The organism is Pseudomonas sp. OTU5201 (assembly GCF_038440135.1).
GTDB classification, from domain to species: Bacteria; Pseudomonadota; Gammaproteobacteria; order Pseudomonadales; family Pseudomonadaceae; genus Metapseudomonas; species Metapseudomonas resinovorans.
Map to the genome: position 1 here is coordinate 56,267 of NZ_JASATC010000016.1, position 16,378 is coordinate 72,644.

Annotated in this window: 17 protein-coding genes; 5 read left to right on the plus strand and 12 right to left on the minus strand. The window is 62.3% G+C overall.

The features are described 5' to 3' along the window. Positions 1-197: 197 nt before the first annotated feature. The gene (gene rpsT / locus AAHM40_RS12210) at positions 198-473 is read left to right on the plus strand and encodes a 30S ribosomal protein S20 (protein ID WP_028629627.1); all 276 of its coding nucleotides are present in this window, start codon (positions 198-200) and stop codon (positions 471-473) included. Positions 474-588: 115 nt separating this feature from the next. Here the strand turns inward: rpsT and AAHM40_RS12215 are convergent, their stop codons facing one another. The 5 genes from AAHM40_RS12215 to rplU form a co-directional block, all read right to left on the minus strand. Continuing rightward, positions 589-1,053, minus strand: a complete 465-nt coding sequence (locus AAHM40_RS12215) for a CreA family protein (RefSeq protein ID WP_342244880.1) — start codon at positions 1,051-1,053, stop codon at positions 589-591. 11 nt (positions 1,054-1,064) lie between these two features. Further along, positions 1,065-2,183: a glutamate 5-kinase gene (proB, locus tag AAHM40_RS12220; protein WP_028629629.1), complete on the minus strand. Its 1,119-nt coding sequence runs from the start codon at positions 2,181-2,183 to the stop codon at positions 1,065-1,067. A gap of 120 nt (positions 2,184-2,303) precedes the next feature. After that, positions 2,304-3,521, minus strand: coding sequence for an Obg family GTPase CgtA (gene cgtA / locus AAHM40_RS12225; protein ID WP_028629630.1), 1,218 nt, complete (start codon positions 3,519-3,521; stop codon positions 2,304-2,306). Between the two features lie 140 nt (positions 3,522-3,661). Next, the gene (gene rpmA / locus AAHM40_RS12230) at positions 3,662-3,919 is read right to left on the minus strand and encodes a 50S ribosomal protein L27 (RefSeq protein WP_342244881.1); all 258 of its coding nucleotides are present in this window, start codon (positions 3,917-3,919) and stop codon (positions 3,662-3,664) included. Positions 3,920-3,943: 24 nt separating this feature from the next. After that, positions 3,944-4,255: a 50S ribosomal protein L21 gene (gene rplU, locus AAHM40_RS12235; RefSeq protein WP_016490856.1), complete on the minus strand. Its 312-nt coding sequence runs from the start codon at positions 4,253-4,255 to the stop codon at positions 3,944-3,946. Positions 4,256-4,499: 244 nt separating this feature from the next. Here rplU and AAHM40_RS12240 point away from each other — a divergent pair, with 244 nt between their 5' ends. Together AAHM40_RS12240 and AAHM40_RS12245 are read left to right on the plus strand one after the other, a co-directional pair. Beyond that, entirely contained in the window at positions 4,500-5,468 is a 969-nt protein-coding gene (locus AAHM40_RS12240) for a polyprenyl synthetase family protein (protein ID WP_028629632.1), read from the plus strand. Between the two features lie 128 nt (positions 5,469-5,596). Then, complete coding sequence (locus AAHM40_RS12245; protein ID WP_028629633.1) at positions 5,597-5,839, plus strand: PA4570 family protein; 243 nt, start codon at positions 5,597-5,599, stop codon at positions 5,837-5,839. Between the two features lie 137 nt (positions 5,840-5,976). On the opposite strand, the gene AAHM40_RS12250 is transcribed toward AAHM40_RS12245, so the two are convergent. The 6 genes from AAHM40_RS12250 to AAHM40_RS12275 all read right to left on the minus strand — a co-directional run bounded on the left by AAHM40_RS12250 (position 5,977) and on the right by AAHM40_RS12275 (position 11,273). Then, positions 5,977-6,594 (minus strand): FKBP-type peptidyl-prolyl cis-trans isomerase, encoded by a 618-nt coding sequence (locus tag AAHM40_RS12250; protein WP_342244882.1) that lies wholly within the window; start codon positions 6,592-6,594, stop codon positions 5,977-5,979. Positions 6,595-6,679: 85 nt separating this feature from the next. Beyond that, positions 6,680-6,985: a DUF6482 family protein gene (locus AAHM40_RS12255; protein ID WP_280284806.1), complete on the minus strand. Its 306-nt coding sequence runs from the start codon at positions 6,983-6,985 to the stop codon at positions 6,680-6,682. 123 nt (positions 6,986-7,108) lie between these two features. Further along, complete coding sequence (locus AAHM40_RS12260; RefSeq protein WP_137821049.1) at positions 7,109-7,603, minus strand: TIGR00645 family protein; 495 nt, start codon at positions 7,601-7,603, stop codon at positions 7,109-7,111. Between the two features lie 194 nt (positions 7,604-7,797). Continuing rightward, positions 7,798-8,139, minus strand: coding sequence for a PA4575 family protein (locus AAHM40_RS12265; RefSeq protein WP_342244883.1), 342 nt, complete (start codon positions 8,137-8,139; stop codon positions 7,798-7,800). Positions 8,140-8,350: 211 nt separating this feature from the next. After that, positions 8,351-10,861 (minus strand): Lon protease family protein, encoded by a 2,511-nt coding sequence (locus AAHM40_RS12270; RefSeq protein WP_342244884.1) that lies wholly within the window; start codon positions 10,859-10,861, stop codon positions 8,351-8,353. 88 nt (positions 10,862-10,949) lie between these two features. Continuing rightward, positions 10,950-11,273: a TraR/DksA family transcriptional regulator gene (locus tag AAHM40_RS12275; protein WP_028629639.1), complete on the minus strand. Its 324-nt coding sequence runs from the start codon at positions 11,271-11,273 to the stop codon at positions 10,950-10,952. 164 nt (positions 11,274-11,437) lie between these two features. On the opposite strand from AAHM40_RS12275, the gene AAHM40_RS12280 reads away from it, so the two are divergent. Both AAHM40_RS12280 and AAHM40_RS12285 read left to right on the plus strand, forming a co-directional pair. Then, positions 11,438-13,291: an Lnb N-terminal periplasmic domain-containing protein gene (locus AAHM40_RS12280; protein ID WP_342244885.1), complete on the plus strand. Its 1,854-nt coding sequence runs from the start codon at positions 11,438-11,440 to the stop codon at positions 13,289-13,291. 183 nt (positions 13,292-13,474) lie between these two features. Beyond that, positions 13,475-14,695 (plus strand): RtcB family protein, encoded by a 1,221-nt coding sequence (locus AAHM40_RS12285; RefSeq protein WP_342244886.1) that lies wholly within the window; start codon positions 13,475-13,477, stop codon positions 14,693-14,695. Between the two features lie 102 nt (positions 14,696-14,797). On the opposite strand, the gene gdhA is transcribed toward AAHM40_RS12285, so the two are convergent. Further along, positions 14,798-16,132 (minus strand): NADP-specific glutamate dehydrogenase, encoded by a 1,335-nt coding sequence (gdhA, locus tag AAHM40_RS12290; RefSeq protein WP_028629642.1) that lies wholly within the window; start codon positions 16,130-16,132, stop codon positions 14,798-14,800. Between the last annotated feature and the right edge of the window lie 246 nt (positions 16,133-16,378).

Consider the following 16,378-nt stretch of genomic DNA (forward strand, 5'->3'; position numbering starts at 1 on the left):
AATGGCACCGCCCGCCCGGTGCTGCCGGAGGGCGATCAGGCTGCCGAGTGTAGAGTCCGGGCCGGATAAAATCATCCTGCGAGAAAAGCTTACGCTCGTCGCCTGAGTCACGTGATCGCCCTTGACAAGGCCAAGTCACGTGGGCATGATTCGCGGCCTTAATTTGATTCAATTCCCCAGTTTCGAGGAGCTTGACGGTGGCCAACACACCTTCTGCCAAAAAACGCGCCAAACAGGCTGAGAAGCGTCGTAGCCATAACGCCAGCCTGCGCTCCATGGTTCGTACCTACATCAAGAACGTGGTCAAGGCGCTCGACGCCAAGGACCTGCCCAAGGCCCAAGCCGCCTACACCGCCGCTGTACCGGTGATTGACCGCATGGCCGACAAAGGCATCATCCACAAGAACAAAGCTGCTCGTCACAAGAGCCGCCTGAACGCCCACATCAAGGCGCTCGGTCAAGCTGCTGCCTAAGCTTGAGTTCTTGTAAAAAACCGGCCTTCTGGCCGGTTTTTTTATGCCCGCGTATTTTGATTGCATACTCTCCGCCCTTGAAAAAGCCCGGAATCTTCCGGGCTCTTACATCAACTCAAGGCCGGTTCGGCCAGGGCAGGATCGGAATCGCGGTGACCGCGTTCTGCGGGCTACCCTCGATCACCCGGTCGCTGTAGACCAGATAAACCAGGGTATTGCGCTTGCGATCGAAGAAGCGCACGACCTGCATGGTCTTGAACACCAGCGAGGTACGCTCCTTGAATACCTCCTCGCCATCCTTGAGCTCACCACTGAAGCGAATAGGTCCCACCTGGCGACAGGCAATCGACGCCTCGGCACGATCCTCAGCCAATCCCAGGCCACCTTTTACACCGCCAGTCTTGGCACGCGAGAGATAGCAGGTCACTCCTTCCACCCGAGGATCATCGAAGGCCTCGACTACGATTTTGTCGTTCGGACCCATCCACTTGAACACCGTGGATACCGAGCCGATCTCTTCAGCCGCAACCAACAGCGGCACTGCCAGCAGAGCCGCCGCCATCCCCTTGATCAGTCGCATCCTTCCCCACCTCAGACTAAAACCAGATTATCCCGGTGCACCAGCTCCGGCTCGTCAACATACCCCAGCAGCTTTTCGATGAGGTCGGACGATTGGCCGATGATCTTCTGCGCCTCAAGAGCACTGTAGTTAGCCAGACCCCGAGCGATTTCGGCGCCATCAGGCCCAACACAGACCACCATCTCGCCACGACGGAAGCTACCCTGAACGGCCTTGACGCCGACAGGCAGCAAACTCTTGCGATCCTCACGCAGCGCCTTGACCGCACCTGCGTCAAGAACCAGAGTGCCGCGAGTCTGTAGATGGCCAGCCAGCCACTGCTTTCGCGCGGCCAGCATGCCGCGCTCAGGCGCCAACAGAGTTCCCAGGCGCTCTCCCGCCTTGAGGCGATCCAGCACCCGCTCGATTCGCCCACCGACGATCACCGTATGGGCGCCGGAACGAGCCGCCAGCCGCGCTGCACGCAGCTTGGTCTGCATGCCGCCCCGCCCCAACGCACCGCCCGTGCCACCCGCCACAGCATCCAGCGCCGGGTCATCGGCACGAGCCTCGAAAATCAGTTGCGCATCAGGATTGTGGCGCGGGTCGGCATCGAACATGCCGTCGCGATCGGTAAGGATCACCAGCAGATCAGCTTCCACCAGGTTGGCCACAAGAGCCGCCAAGGTGTCGTTATCGCCGAAGCGAATTTCGTCGGTGACCACCGTGTCGTTCTCGTTGATCACCGGGATTGCACCCAGCTCCACCAGAGTACGCAGAGTGCTGCGAGCGTTCAGGTAACGCTTGCGATCAGACAGGTCGTCATGGGTCAGCAGGATTTGCGCCGTGTGGCGACCATGCTCGGCAAAGCTGGATTCCCAGGCCTGAACCAGCCCCATCTGCCCTACCGAGGCAGCGGCCTGAAGCTCATGCACGGCGCTTGGACGACTCTGCCAGCCCAGGCGACTCATACCGGCCGCCACAGCGCCAGAGGACACCAGCACCAGCTCCACACCCGCATTACGCAGGGCCACCATTTGCTCGACCCAAACCGCCATGGCCGAGCGATCCAGCCCACGACCATCAGCCGTCAGCAAGGCACTACCGATCTTCACCACCCAGCGCTGCGCGCCAGTCACCTTGTCCCGCATATCGTCCAACCTTAGTTAGGGCTTGTTGACGTTTCGGCGCGAGCCGCGTTGCAGCGCCATATGTCGCCAGACAAGGCGCGCAGCCATGCGAACACTCCACAGCGCCAGATGGCGCCGAGATCAGGGCACGTAGAAGATTTCCGGCCCGTCGCCGTCATCCTCGTCGTCATCGAAATCGTCGTCATCATCAGCACCAGCACTCTTCAGACCAGCACGGCGGAGGGCGCGCTGGTCGTCCATGGCCTGCAGACGGGCGCGAGCCTCATCCTCGATGCGCTGATCCAGCTCGGCAAGCTGCTCGGCGTACTCCGGCTCTTCTTCCATGCGCAGCGTGCGCTCGTCGAGGTAGCGCATGATCTCCTGGGAGAGCGCCTCTGTACCTTCGCGCTCCAGAGCAGAGATCACGAACACCGGACCGGACCAGCCCAGATGCTCGAGCACCGCCTTCATGCGCGAATCACGCTCCTCATCGAGCAACTGGTCAGCCTTGTTCAGCACCAACCAGCGATCACGCTCGGTCAGGGCCGGACTGAAGCGCCCCAACTCCTCGATAATGGTCGCGGCGGCTTCGGCCGGATCACTTTCATCCAGCGGCGCCATATCGACGATATGCAGCAGCAGACGGGTACGCGCCAAGTGCTTGAGGAAACGAATGCCGAGGCCAGCACCCTCAGCAGCACCCTCGATCAGGCCCGGAATATCGGCCACTACGAAGGACTTGAAACGACCGACGCTGACCACACCCAGATTCGGCACCAGCGTGGTGAAGGGGTAGTCAGCCACTTTCGGCTTGGCAGCGGACACCGCACGAATGAACGTGCTCTTGCCGGCATTCGGCAGGCCCAGCAGACCGACGTCAGCCAGCACCTTCAGCTCCAGCTTGAGATCACGAGACTCACCGGGCTTGCCCTTGGTGGTCTGACGCGGCGCACGGTTGGTGCTGGACTTGAAACGAGTGTTGCCCAGGCCGTGCCAGCCACCCTGCGCCACCAACAGGCGCTGACCCGCCCTGGTCAGGTCGCCGATGATTTCCTGGGTGGCAGCGTCGATCACAGTGGTGCCGACCGGCACCGGCAGGATCAGATCCTCACCCTTGCGCCCGGTGCAGTCCTTGCTGCCGCCGTTCTCGCCACGCTGAGCGTCGAAACGACGGGTATAGCGGTAGTCCACCAGGGTATTGAGGTTCGGATCGGCCTCCATGTACACGGAGCCGCCATCGCCCCCGTCACCACCGTTGGGGCCGCCCTTTTCAATGAATTTTTCGCGACGGAAACTCATCAGGCCATTGCCGCCGTCGCCCGCTTTTACAAAGATCGATACTTCATCGACGAATTTCATCAGGACGCCTCCCGTCACGGGGACGGGTTGAGTGAAACAAAGCACATAGGATACAGGGAACCCCGCTCAATGCAGAGTTTCCACAAAGCAGAAACAAAAAAGCCCCGTCGCAAGACGGGGCTTTTCCAGCGAGGTCGCGATCAGGCCGCGACGATGCTTACGTACCTGCGACCGAAAGCACCTTTAACCTCGAACTTGACCACGCCGTCCACCTTCGCGAACAGGGTGTGGTCCTTGCCCAGGCCAACCCCGACGCCGGGATGGAATTGGGTGCCGCGCTGACGCACGATGATGTTGCCGGCCTTGATGACCTGGCCGCCATACATCTTCACGCCAAGGCGTTTACTTTCTGAGTCGCGGCCGTTGCGGGTAGAACCGCCAGCTTTTTTGTGTGCCATGAGTCAAATCCTCCAAAAAGGAAATTAGGCCTGGATGCCGGTGATCTTGATTTCAGTGAACCACTGGCGGTGGCCCTGGCGCTTCATGTGGTGCTTACGACGGCGGAACTTGATGATACGCACTTTGTCGTGACGGCCTTGAGAGACCACTTCAGCGACTACTTTGGCGCCATCAACGACCGGAGCACCGATTTTCACGTCTTCGCCATTGCCGATCAGCAGGACGCGATCGAAAGTCACGGATTCGCCAGTGGCGACTTCCAGCTTCTCGATCTTCAGGAATTCACCTTCAGCGACTTTGTATTGCTTGCCGCCGGTAACGATAACTGCGTACATGGATTTTCTCCGTTAAACCTGCTCACCCGACGCTTTATAAAAATAGGTATCGGTCGGCATGGCTGCATGGCGCCGGAACTGACGCCCATGCAATTGCGTAAGGCAGGAAAATGCCCAAGGAAGTTCAGGGGCCGCGATTGTACGCAAGCCGCGATTGCCGCGCAAGCACCGCCAGCACTCGCCTTGACAGGCCCCGGCTCGGTCCCTAGCATGCCGCGCAACCCAACTGGAGCACCTCTGGCCGATGCAACCCCAGGCTTTCTACCGCGTGGTGGCGGACGATTTCACCGCAGTCGACGATATCATCCGTCGGCAGCTGACCTCCCGCGTTCCTCTGGTGGAAAAGATCGGCGACTATATCGTCTCTGCCGGCGGCAAGCGCCTGCGCCCGCTCCTGGTGCTGCTGGGCGGCAACGCCCTTGGGTTCGGCGGCGATCAACTACGCCTGCTGGCGGCGACCATCGAGTTCCTGCACACCTCTACCCTGCTCCACGATGACGTGGTGGATGCCTCCGGGCTGCGCCGCGGTCGCTCGACCGCCAACGCCTTGTGGGGCAACGCACCCAGCGTTCTGGTGGGTGACTTCCTCTATGCCCGCTCATTCGAAATGATGGTGGAGCTCGGCTCCATGCCGGTGATGCGCATCATCTCCCAGGCCACCCGGGTCATCGCCGAAGGCGAAGTGCTGCAGCTGTCCAAGATCCGCGACGCCAGCACCACCGAAGAAACCTATATGGAAGTCATCCGCGGCAAGACCGCAATGCTCTTCGAAGCCTCCACCCACAGCGCCGCTGTGCTGGCCGGCGCCAGCGCCGAGCAGGCGGAAGCCCTGCGCCAGTTCGGTGACGCGCTGGGTATCGCTTTCCAACTGGTGGACGATCTGCTCGATTACCGTGGCGATGCCGCTACCCTAGGCAAGAATGTCGGCGACGATCTGGCCGAAGGCAAGCCCACCCTGCCGCTGATCGCCACCATGCGCGACGGTACCCCGGAACAGGCCAGCGTGGTGCGCAAGGCCATTCAGCAAGGCGGCAGCCAGGACCTGGAAGGCATCCGTGCCGCCGTAGAAGCTGCTGGCGCCCTGGACTACACCGCTCGCCTGGCGCGCGACTATGCCGCCCGCGCCATCGCCTGCCTGGATACGCTGCCGTCCAATGCCTACCGCGATGCCCTGGTCGAGCTTACCGAGTTCGCCGTCGCGCGAACTCACTGAGTCCCGAACAGCCGAAAGCCCGTCCAAGCGACGGGCTTTTTTCTGTCTAGACGAAAGGTATCGATTAGCGCTTGCTATTTTGCTAATAGGAATTATTCTCATCTCAACGCTTTTCACGGAGATGAGCCATGACCTACTTGATCGATGCCTGGCTGGATCGCCCCCACCCCTACCTGCGGATACTGCATCGGGAAACCGGTGAAGTCTGCGCCGTATTGGAAGAGGAGGCCCTCGACGAGCTGCGCGACCAGGGCGACCTCGACCTGGCCGGCCTGAACTCCAGCGAGCCCTTGGTGCTCAAGGAGCTGGTGCGTAACCTTTTCCTGTTCTGCTACGCCAGGGCATTGCGCCCCCACGGCGAAGTGCACTGAGCGGAGAACGGGAATCTGGATGACGCCAGGATGCGTCATGCGCAGGACAGGCGCCCGGGCGCCATGCAGCGAGGGCAAAGGCGCCCTCGCCGGTTCCTGGTCGGGCCAGGGAAGGCTCGACCAGGGGTCAACCTGGATCAGAGGATTTCCAGGAGTTCCACGTCGAACACCAGCACGCTATGCGGCGGAATGCTGCCGACAGCCTGACCGCCGTAGGCCAGTTCGCTCGGAACGTGCAGGCGCCATTTGCTGCCGGCGTTCATCAGTTGCAGCGCTTCGACCCAGCCTGCGATCACGCCGCCCACCGGGAATTCGGCTGGCTGGCCGCGATCGTAGGAGCTGTCGAACACGGTGCCATCGATCAGGGTGCCGTGGTAGTGGGTACGCACGGTGTCTTCGGCCGACGGCTTGGCGCCCTCGCCCGCCACCAGCACTTCGTACTGCAGGCCGGACGGCAGGACGGTCACGCCGTCACGCTTGGCGTTTTCAACCAGGTATTCGCGACCGGCACCGGCAGCAGCTTCGGCCTTGGCCTCGACTTCGGCCTGCATGCGCTCGCGGATCACACGGAAGCTGGCCGACAGGGCAGCGCCATCAACGCGGCTTTCCAGGCCCTGGAAGGCGTCGCTGAGACCAGCGAGCACTGCGTCCAGGCTCACACCAGGCGGGGGATTGTCACGGATCTGATCGCCGAGCTGACGGCCAATGCCGTAGCTGACGCGGGTTTCGTCGGTGGAAAGATCAAGTTGGGACATGGCGGAACTCCGCTCAGGGAAAAAAAGGCCGGCCAGACTAGCACAGCTTCCTTTCCCCGGCTCGGGTCCGCTCCGCTACCCACGCTCAGTGGGAACTGCGGGTTGAAATGGGAACGCGCACGGTGTCCTGGCTGTCCGCCGCCATGCCACACATCTCGTCATGCACGACGTTGTGCACCAGGTGGAAAGGAAGATCCGGAAACTCATGGAGCACTTCTCGGGCATGCTCCACTGACCGCAGGTGAGTGGCATGGCCGCGACCATCATCCAGGTGATGGGAACGACCATCGATCCTGGCTTCAAGCAGATAGATGCCGCCTTCCAGGGATATAAGGTTGATTTCTTCGACGTGCCCGGCACGGGCATGGCTGGTGAGGTCGTGCAATTTCATGGCTTCGCCCTCGCGCGCTGTACACCTCAAATCTAATGCACAGGGCCAAATTCCGACGGCAGAAACGCAACCGCCCGTCCGCTTTTCAGCGGCCGGGCGGCATGGACGGCCTTGAAGTGCGACTCAGTGGTCGTGCTTGGTCATCTTGTCCAGGTAGCCCATGGCGAAAGCAGAGATAACGAAGGTCATGTGCAGGACTACGTACCACATGATCTTGTCGTTATCGATGTTCTGCGCGTCCATGAAGATACGCAGCAGGTGGATGGACGAGATCGCCACGATGGACGCGGCCACCTTCATCTTCAGCGAGCCTGAGTCCATCTTGCCGAGCCAGCTCAGCTTCTCCTTGCCATCATCGATATCCAGTTGCGAGACGAAGTTCTCGTAGCCTGAGATCATTACCATCACGAGTAGACCGCCCACCAGGGACATGTCGATCAGCGAAAGCAGCACCAGGATCAGGTCCGCCTCGGTCTTCTCGAACACATGCGGCAGGATGTGCCACACCTCCTGGAAGAATTTCAGGGTCAGCGCCAGCAACGCCAGGGAAAGGCCAAAGTAAATGGGAGCCAGCAACCAGCGCGCGGCGTACATCGAATTTTCTAGTAAGCGTTCCATGGCTTCTCGTAGTCAGCAAATAAACCGGCCGCGAGTATAACGGCGTGCTTCCTACAGAAAAATAATGGCAACGCTACAGGCATATCCCCAAACACTGTGGATAAGTCTGTGCATGAGCACTGGAGTGTCCAGTAGACGCCCCATCACCCGCCGGCCAGCGGCAGTTGCTCAAAAGCTGTCCAACCAGGAAGCCGTCAGGTTTCGGGGCGGAACTGGTAGTCACCGAGGTTCCGGCAGCGTGTGCCGTTGATTCGGCGTAGCTCACCCTGCAGGTGCAGGCGCCAGATTGGCGGGTCATGGGCTTCGGTGTAGCCCTGCTCAGCCAGGCAATCCGCTATCGCGGACAGTACCGACTCTGCCACGAAAGGCCCGTGGAATGGGCCCTGGGCTTTGATCGCCGAGGGCTGTTCCCCCGACATTCCTGCCGCACAGAGCAGTGTCCAGAGTCCATTCTCTCCCGCCAACGGACGGATCACGCATTCGATCCGGGTCACCAGTCCCAGGCACTGGCGGGTAAGGCAGAGGTTGCGCGTCATAGCGGCTTTCCTCGCAGAGGCCTGTTTTCAGCCTACACCCGAGTTGGGACCTGCGAAAGCACGATGCTTATCCACGCGAGCTGTGGATAACCCTGTGAACAGCGTGAGGGAAAAGTAGCGGGACGCAGGCTACGCAAGCATTCGTCCCTACCGCTCAATGACCGACCAGCCACACCGGGAACCCGATCCGGTGCAGCCAGTCGGCGCGGGGTCAGGCCGGGCCCTGGGTCTTGTCCGGACCCGGCGCCTTGCCGGGCCCCTGCTTCGGCCCCTTGCGCGCCGGCTTGGGCGGCGAAGCAGCTTTGGCAACGGCCTCCACCACTTCTTGGGCCGGCCCGGCCTTCTCTTCTTCTTCCAGGCCCATCTCGGCGATTTCCCGCAGGCGCGCCACCACGCGGGCGTTGACGCTGCCCTCCGGGAACTGGCCCTTGTCGTCCGGCACACCGGCCGGTTCGCCTACCAGCAGGCTGAGGGCCTCGTCGGCCTGGCGAACCGCATAGACGTGGAAGCGGCCCTTGCGCACCGCGTCCAGTACGCGCTCGTCGAGCATCAGGGTGGTGACGTTGGCGTGGGGGATGATCACTCCCTGCTCGCCCGTCAGGCCACGGGCCTCGCAGAGACGGAAGAAACCTTCAATCTTCTCGTTGACCCCACCCACCGCCTGTACTTCACCGAACTGGTTGATCGAGCCGGTGATGGCGAAGCACTGCTTGAGCGGCGTGCGCGACAACGCGGAGATCAGCGTGCAGGCTTCACCCAGGGAAGCGCTGTCGCCGTCCACGTAGCCGTAGGACTGCTCCAGGGCGATGCTCGCGGAAATCTCCAGCGGAAACTCCTGGGCATAACGACTGCCGAGGTAGCCCGTGAGGATCATCACACCCTTGGAGTGGATCGGCTGGCCGAGATTGACCTCACGTTCGATGTCGACAATTCCCGAACTGCCCGGGTAGACGGTGGCGGAAATCCGCGCCGGTACACCGAAGGCCGAATCGCCCACTTCCAGCACCGTCAGGCCATTGCACTTGCCTACGGCCGCACCGGCGGTATCGATCAGGATGACGCCTGCCAGCATGTCATCGAGGATGCGCGCGGAAACCCGACCGGTGCGGGTGGCCTTGGCCTTGAGCGCGCGATCGATATGGTCGGCACCGGTCACCGGTGCGCCGGCCAGTTGGCGGATGAAGTCAGCCTCGCTGACCAGTTGGAACAGGTCGCCGATACGCGCTGACAAGCGTCCCTGATGCTCAGCCAGACGAGCGCTGTAGGTTGCCAGACGGGCGACGGCAGCCGCGCTGAGCGGCGCCATACCCTCTTCCGAAGTGCGGGTTTTCAGCAACTGGGCGAACTGTTCCAGGCTGTCGTCGGACAGGGCGATCTCTTCATCGAAGTCCACCAGCACACGGAACATCTCCTGGAAGTCCGGGTCCAGGTCCTGCAGCGTGTAGTAGAGCTGGCGCGAGCCGATGATAACTACCTTCACCTGAAGCGGAATCACCTGCGGCGTGAGGGTTACGGTGGCCAGGCGGCCCAGCTCCGCGAGAGGGGATTCCATCTTCAGCTGACGCGAATGCAGCGCACGCTTCAACGCATCCCAGACGAAGGGTTCGCCCAGCAGCTTCTCAGCCTCCAGCACCAGGAAGCCGCCGTTGGCGCGGTGTATCGCACCCGGACGCAGTTGGCGGTAGCTGGTGTAGAGGGCCCCCTGGTCGGTGCCGTATTCGATACGGCCGAACAGGTTGTCGTAAGTGGGATGGGACTCGAACACCACGGGAGCACCGCCGTTGGCATGGTGCCCCACCACCAGACTGGGACAGTACTGCTCTTCCAGCAGCTCTCGACGCTGGGCATCCGGCTTTTCGTCCAGCAGTTGGTCGACCACCGTCTTCAGCAGGTTGACCTGCATGGCCTGCAGGTAAGCCACCACACCGGCGTTCTCCGCATACTTTTCCGACAGGGGAGAAAGCAGCGGCTGCAGAGCCTGGGTAATGGTTTCCTCGTTCAGCTGGCGCAACTGGTTGCTGGACTCGCGCTTCCACTGCGGCAGGCTGGACAGCTCCTCGTTCAGGCGCTCTTCAAGGATGGCGATGTCGTCGTGAAAACGCTCGCGCTCGGCCTCTTCCAACTGGGCGAAGTCCGCCTCGTCCAGGGCCTTGCCGTCCTTCATCGGGGTGAAGGCGATGTTCGCGCTATCGCGATAGAGGGCGACGTCCTTCTCCAGGGCCAGGCGCTCGATCACGTCCAGGGCGCGGTCATAACGCTGGTTGAAGGCGCGGTCGATGGCGCTCTTCTTCTGCTGGAAGGTGGGCGTCTCGAACACCGCCGGGAAGGTGGACAGGAGGTTATCCACAAGCTGTTCGATGTCGCAGATGAAGTCCTGCGCCTCGCCTGCTGGCAACTGCAAGGCACGGGGTTCGCGCGGCTCGTCGAAGTGGTTGACATAAACCCAGTCCGCCGGAGTGTCCAGGCGCTTGCCCTCGGCCTTGAGATAACGCTGGACGAAGGAAAAGCGGCCAGTGCCCGGCTCGCCCATGACATAGACGTTGTACCCAGGGCGAGGCATGGCCACACCGAACTGAAGGGCCTCTACCGCACGTTCCTGGCCGAGCACGCCCCGGAAGGGCTCCAGGTCGTCGGTGGTCTTGAAGCTGAACTGGTCTGGCTCGAAGGGACGAGTGAGCGCATCGGGCGTCAGTCGCAGGCTGGCAGCGAAGGAGTCAGGCATCGAGTGTCCTTAATGGCTCGGCAAGAAAGCAATGGCCGCATTCTGGCGCCGCCCTGACATCACTGGCAAGGCATTGCGCCAGAGCTGATCAATGGGCCAGGTCAGCGCAGCCCAGGCAGTACTCGGCCGCCGGCAGCACAGCCAGGCGCGCCGGCTCTATGAGCTCGCCGCAACGCTGGCAATAACCGTAGCTGCCGTCGGCCAGACGCAGCTTGGCCATACCCACACGGCGCAGGGCCGCCTGAGTCTCGGCAAGGATGGCCTCGAGCACTTCGTCGTTCTCCCGCTGGATCGCCTGCTCGGCGAAATCCGGCGAGTGGCTGCGAGCCAGGTCCTCGCGAATGGCGTTGGCGCGAGCGGTGTACTCCGCAATCAGGGCATCGAGTGTGGCCATAGGGTCAGTAGCGGTCATGTTGGAATCTCCCCAGTTCACCCCCTAAGTGTGGACGCTGTAACGCAGCCTGCATCCCACTCCGGCAAACTTGCGCAAATGCCGGCCATCGCCTTGCTTGACACCCGCCCCGGCCTTACCCAAAGCTCCGGCCGAAGAACCTCTCACCAAGAAGAGCTGCGCCCTTGAAACGGATTTTCCCGTACCTCGCCTTGTGCACCTGGATCACCGCCCACGCTGCTCCCGAAGTCCCCGCCGAACGCCTCCAGACATTGGCGGACGATCCTTACTGGATCGCCCTGGGTCATTACGAGACCGGCAAACTGGGCGGCTGGCGCAGCTATGTGGATGACGCCGATTTCTTCCTCGCCGAGAGTGGGCCGAACAATCCGGCCGACGAACTGCGCGCCACCCTGTACGCGCTCTACGCCCCGGCCGATCTTGGCGACAAGCATCCGCAATGCACCTACCCGGCGCGCACCCGCTGGCTGCGCGAGCAACTCCAGCTCACAGACCTGCCGCAGCCGGCCTGCAGCGAGTTCAGGGCGTGGTACGCCGACGTCAATCCACACAGCACGGTCCTGGTGTTTCCCGCCGCGTACCTGAACAGCCCTTCGTCCATGTTCGGTCACACCCTGCTGCGCATCGACCAGCCGGACATCCACGAAAACAACACCGTAATGCTCAGCTATGCGCTGAACTTCGGTGCCTTCATCGAGGGGGCCGACAACAGCATCCTCTACGCCTGGAAAGGCCTGATGGGTGGCTACCCCGGACTGTTCGCCCTGGTGCCCTACCGCGACAAGCTCAAGGAATACAGCCGCCTGGAGAACCGTGATCTCTGGGAATACCGCCTGAACCTCACTGCTGAGGAAACAGGGCGCATGGTTGAGCATGTCTGGGAGTTGAAGCAGATCCGCTTCGATTACTACTTCTTCGATGAGAACTGCTCTTATCGCCTGCTGGAACTGCTGGAAATCGCCCGCCCCGGTATCGAACTCACCGACCATTTCCCGATCACCGCCATCCCTACCGACACCGTACGCGCGGTGAAGCAGGCCGGCCTGGTGGAGTCCATCGACTACCGACCCTCGCGGGAGAAGGAACTGCTGGCCCGCGCCGCGCCCCTGGATGACGCCGAACAGCAGTGGGTGCTGCGTCTGGCCGACGATGAGAAGCTGCTGGACGACCCGGCCTTCCTCGCCCTCCCCGCCCCGCGGCGCGCGCTGATCCAGGACGCGGCTTTCCGTCTGGTGCGCTACCACTCCACCGGTGAGGCGCGCACCCGCGAGAACGCCACGCGCAGCTACACATTGCTGCAAGGCATCAACCGCAACCCACCACCGGAACTGGACATCGAGCGCCCCAGCCTGCCCGAGGAAGGTCACGAGTCGCGAACCTGGCAGCTAGGGGCCGGCACACGTGAAGACCGCGCCTTCGCCGAGTACGGTCTGCGCATGGCCTACCACGACCTCAACGACAACCTCTCCGGCTTCCCGCTGGGCGCGCAGATCGAAATCCTCCAGCTCAAGCTGCGCCAGTACGAGGACAACCACTGGCAGTTGCAACGCCTGGACCTGGCGACCATCCGCTCCCTGACGCCGCGCGGCGAGCTGCTCAAACCCTGGTCTTGGCAGGTGGCCGGGGGGCTGGAACGCGTGCTGGGAGAAGACGGCGACGAGCGTCTGGTCAGCCACCTCAACGGCGGCGTCGGTGGCACTTGGCAGCTTGCCGAAGATGCATTGGGTTTCGCCCTGGCCACCGCACGCATCGAGCACAACGAAGACTTTGCACCCTTCATCGCCACCGCCGCAGGCTTCAATACCGGCCTGCTCTGGCACAACCCACTGGGCAGCCTCAGCCTGGAAGCCTCCGGCGACTACTTCCACAATGGCGAAGTCCGCCGCCACCTGTCCCTCAATCAGCAGTGGGACATTTCCCGCAACCTCGGGCTGCGCCTGTCTGCACAACGGGAGTTCAGCCAGCTCGCCGCGCCGGTCAACGAGGTGATGCTGGAGCTGAAGTGGTATCACTACTGATTGGCGCTGATTGATGGGTTTCGCTTCGCTCTACGCCATCCTGCGTAGCAGGTCTGGCCTGACCTGCAGGATGGGTTGAGGTACTAAACCCATCCCCCTGCCCGAGCTCCGCCGGTAAGATGCGCGCGCGCCCCATCACAACGGGCCCAGAATGGTTATCCACCCCCTCGTCAGGCGACGCAGATGAACACCAACGGCCCCCAATTGCTGGAAGTATCCAACGGCAAGCCGATCAAGCTCTGGACCCAAGGCGTTCCGGTGGAAGAGGAAGCCCGCCAGCAACTGATCAATACCGCGAAGATGCCTTTCATCTTCAAACACCTCGCGGTGATGCCTGACGTGCACCTGGGCAAGGGGTCGACCATCGGCAGCGTGATCCCCACCGTAGGCGCCATCATTCCTGCCGCCGTCGGCGTGGACATCGGCTGCGGGATGATTGCCGCCCTTACCTCCCTGCGCGCCGCCGACCTGCCGGACAACCTCCGCGGCCTGCGCAGCGCCATCGAACGTGCGGTCCCCCACGGCAAGACTTTCGGCAAACGCGACCAGGGCGCCTGGGACGACGTACCGGATACCACCGACCAGGCCTGGCGCTCGCTCTCCAGGCGTTTCAAGGCGATCACCGCCAAATACCCGCGACTGGAAAAGACCAACAACCGCCATCACCTTGGCACCCTGGGGACCGGCAACCACTTCATTGAGGTCTGCCTGGACGAGGCCGACCGGGTCTGGTTCATGTTGCACAGCGGCTCGCGCGGGGTGGGCAATGCCATTGGCACCCTGTTCATCGAGCTGGCGCAGGCCGATATGCGCCAGCACCTGGCCAACCTGCCGGATCGCGACCTCGCGTACTTCGAAGAAGGCAGCAAGCACTTCGACGACTACGTGGAAGCGGTGGGCTGGGCCCAGGACTTCGCTCGGCAGAACCGCGCCTTGATGATGCAAGCGGTGATTGCTGCCGCGCGCAAGGCCATCGGCAAACCCTTCGAGGCCAGCCTGGAAGCGGTGAACTGCCACCACAACTACGTGCAGAAGGAACAGCACTTCGGCCGTGAAGTGCTGGTGACGCGCAAGGGCGCGGTGTCGGCGCAGAAAGGCGAGCTGGGTATCATCCCCGGCTCCATGGGCGCCAAGAGCTTCATCGTCCGCGGACTGGGTAACGAGGACGCCTTCTGCTCCTGCAGCCACGGTGCCGGTCGCACGATGAGCCGAGGGCGGGCGAAGAAGCTGTTCACCGTGGAAGACCAGGTCCGCGCCACCGCCCACGTGGAGTGCCGCAAGGACAAGGATGTGATCGACGAGATCCCCATGGCCTACAAGGACATCGATGCCGTGATGGCGGCTCAGCGCGACCTGGTGGAAGTGGTGCATACCCTGCGCCAGGTGGTCTGCGTCAAGGGCTGACGCGGCGCGGGCGCAAGGCCTCTCGCGATTGCACGTGCAGGTTGTGGCAGAGCGCAGCGAAGCCCAACAAAGGACTTCGCTGCGCCCGGCAGAGCGCGGTAGTTACACCACGCCCTGCGCCAGCATGGCGTCGGCCACTTTCACGAAGCCGGCAATGTTGGCGCCCTTGACGTAGTTCACCCGCCCGTTTTCCTCACCGTAGCTCACGCAGGCGTGGTGGATGTTCTGCATGATGCCGTGCAGGCGCTGGTCCACTTCGCCGGCGGTCCAGTGCAGACGCATGGCGTTCTGGCTCATCTCCAGGCCGCTGGTGGCCACGCCGCCAGCGTTGGAAGCCTTGCCAGGCGCGAAGAGAATCCCCGCCTCGGTGAAGATATCCACAGCCTGCAGGGTGGACGGCATGTTGGCGCCCTCGGCAACGCAGACGCAGCCATTGGCCAACAGCGCCCGGGCGTCTTCGGCATCCAGCTCGTTCTGGGTCGCGCAGGGCAGCGCGATGTCGCAGGGCAGTGCCCAGGGACGCTGGCCCGGCAGGAAACGCAAGCCTGTGCCGCTCAGCTCGCTGAGTCGACCACGGCGAACATTCTTCAGCTCCATCAGCGCCGACCACTGTTCCTGGGTCAGGCCGGCCTCGGCAAACAGGGTGCCTTCCGAGTCGGAGAGGGAAATCACCTTGCCGCCTAGCTCCATCACCTTCTGCGCTGCGTACTGGGCCACATTGCCGGAGCCGGAAATGGCCACACGCTGACCATCGACGTCGCGACCGATGCCCTTGAGCATTTCCTGAGCGAAGTAGACACAGCCGTAACCGGTGGCCTCCGGGCGAATCAGGCTACCGCCGTAGGCCAGCCCCTTGCCGGTGAACACCGAAGTGAATTCGTTGGAGAGACGCTTGTACTGGCCGAACAGGAAGCCGATCTCACGGGCGCCAACGCCAATATCGCCGGCCGGCACGTCGAGATCGGCACCGATGTGGCGGTACAGCTCGCTCATGAAGGACTGGCAGAAGCGCATGACTTCGGCGTCGCTCTTGCCCTTGGGGTCGAAGTCCGAGCCACCCTTGCCACCGCCCATGGGCAGCGAAGTCAGGGAATTCTTGAATACCTGTTCGAAGGCGAGAAACTTCAGGACGCCGAGGTTCACCGACGGATGGAAGCGCAGGCCGCCCTTGTAGGGGCCGATGGCACTGCTCATCTGCACACGGAATCCGCGGTTGACCCGGACCCGGCCCTGATCGTCGACCCAGGGCACCCGGAACAGCACCGCACGCTCCGGCTCGACGATCCGTTCGATGATGCCGGCCTCCAGGTACTGCGGATTTGCTTCAAGGAATGGCCACAGGCTGCGCAGCACCTCCTCCACAGCCTGATGGAACTCAGGCTGGTCGGGGTCGCGCTGCTTCAGGCGCAGCAGGAAGGCGTCGACAGATTGCGTCATGACTCTCACCAATTTTTCTTTTATGAACAATTTATGGCGCGAGACTCTATCAATCTGACCAGCACCTCGATAGGGCAAAATGACGCATATATGAATCTTTTTGGTGCAATACCTATAAATCCGCAACCTGAAAAGCGGAAACTCCTGAGAATTACCGCTATCAGAGGGTTACAGCGTCCGGTTACGCCAACGAAAATTCGCACCAGCGACGTGCGATCGGCGCACCATGCCGAATCACAAGACAGC

What these genes read in the sequence shown, in the direction of transcription:
- AAHM40_RS12215 (WP_342244880.1), bottom strand. Translation starts at nt 1,053, where the DNA reads ATGCGACTGATCAAGGGGATGGCGGCGGCTCTGCTGGCAGTGCCGCTG.
- proB (WP_028629629.1), bottom strand. Translation starts at nt 2,183, where the DNA reads ATGCGGGACAAGGTGACTGGCGCGCAGCGCTGGGTGGTGAAGATCGGT.
- cgtA (WP_028629630.1), bottom strand. Translation starts at nt 3,521, where the DNA reads ATGAAATTCGTCGATGAAGTATCGATCTTTGTAAAAGCGGGCGACGGC.
- rpmA (WP_342244881.1), bottom strand. Translation starts at nt 3,919, where the DNA reads ATGGCACACAAAAAAGCTGGCGGTTCTACCCGCAACGGCCGCGACTCA.
- rplU (WP_016490856.1), bottom strand. Translation starts at nt 4,255, where the DNA reads ATGTACGCAGTTATCGTTACCGGCGGCAAGCAATACAAAGTCGCTGAA.
- AAHM40_RS12240 (WP_028629632.1), top strand. Translation starts at nt 4,500, where the DNA reads ATGCAACCCCAGGCTTTCTACCGCGTGGTGGCGGACGATTTCACCGCA.
- AAHM40_RS12245 (WP_028629633.1), top strand. Translation starts at nt 5,597, where the DNA reads ATGACCTACTTGATCGATGCCTGGCTGGATCGCCCCCACCCCTACCTG.
- AAHM40_RS12250 (WP_342244882.1), bottom strand. Translation starts at nt 6,594, where the DNA reads ATGTCCCAACTTGATCTTTCCACCGACGAAACCCGCGTCAGCTACGGC.
- AAHM40_RS12255 (WP_280284806.1), bottom strand. Translation starts at nt 6,985, where the DNA reads ATGAAATTGCACGACCTCACCAGCCATGCCCGTGCCGGGCACGTCGAA.
- AAHM40_RS12260 (WP_137821049.1), bottom strand. Translation starts at nt 7,603, where the DNA reads ATGGAACGCTTACTAGAAAATTCGATGTACGCCGCGCGCTGGTTGCTG.
- AAHM40_RS12265 (WP_342244883.1), bottom strand. Translation starts at nt 8,139, where the DNA reads ATGACGCGCAACCTCTGCCTTACCCGCCAGTGCCTGGGACTGGTGACC.
- AAHM40_RS12270 (WP_342244884.1), bottom strand. Translation starts at nt 10,861, where the DNA reads ATGCCTGACTCCTTCGCTGCCAGCCTGCGACTGACGCCCGATGCGCTC.
- AAHM40_RS12275 (WP_028629639.1), bottom strand. Translation starts at nt 11,273, where the DNA reads ATGACCGCTACTGACCCTATGGCCACACTCGATGCCCTGATTGCGGAG.
- AAHM40_RS12285 (WP_342244886.1), top strand. Translation starts at nt 13,475, where the DNA reads ATGAACACCAACGGCCCCCAATTGCTGGAAGTATCCAACGGCAAGCCG.
- gdhA (WP_028629642.1), bottom strand. Translation starts at nt 16,132, where the DNA reads ATGACGCAATCTGTCGACGCCTTCCTGCTGCGCCTGAAGCAGCGCGAC.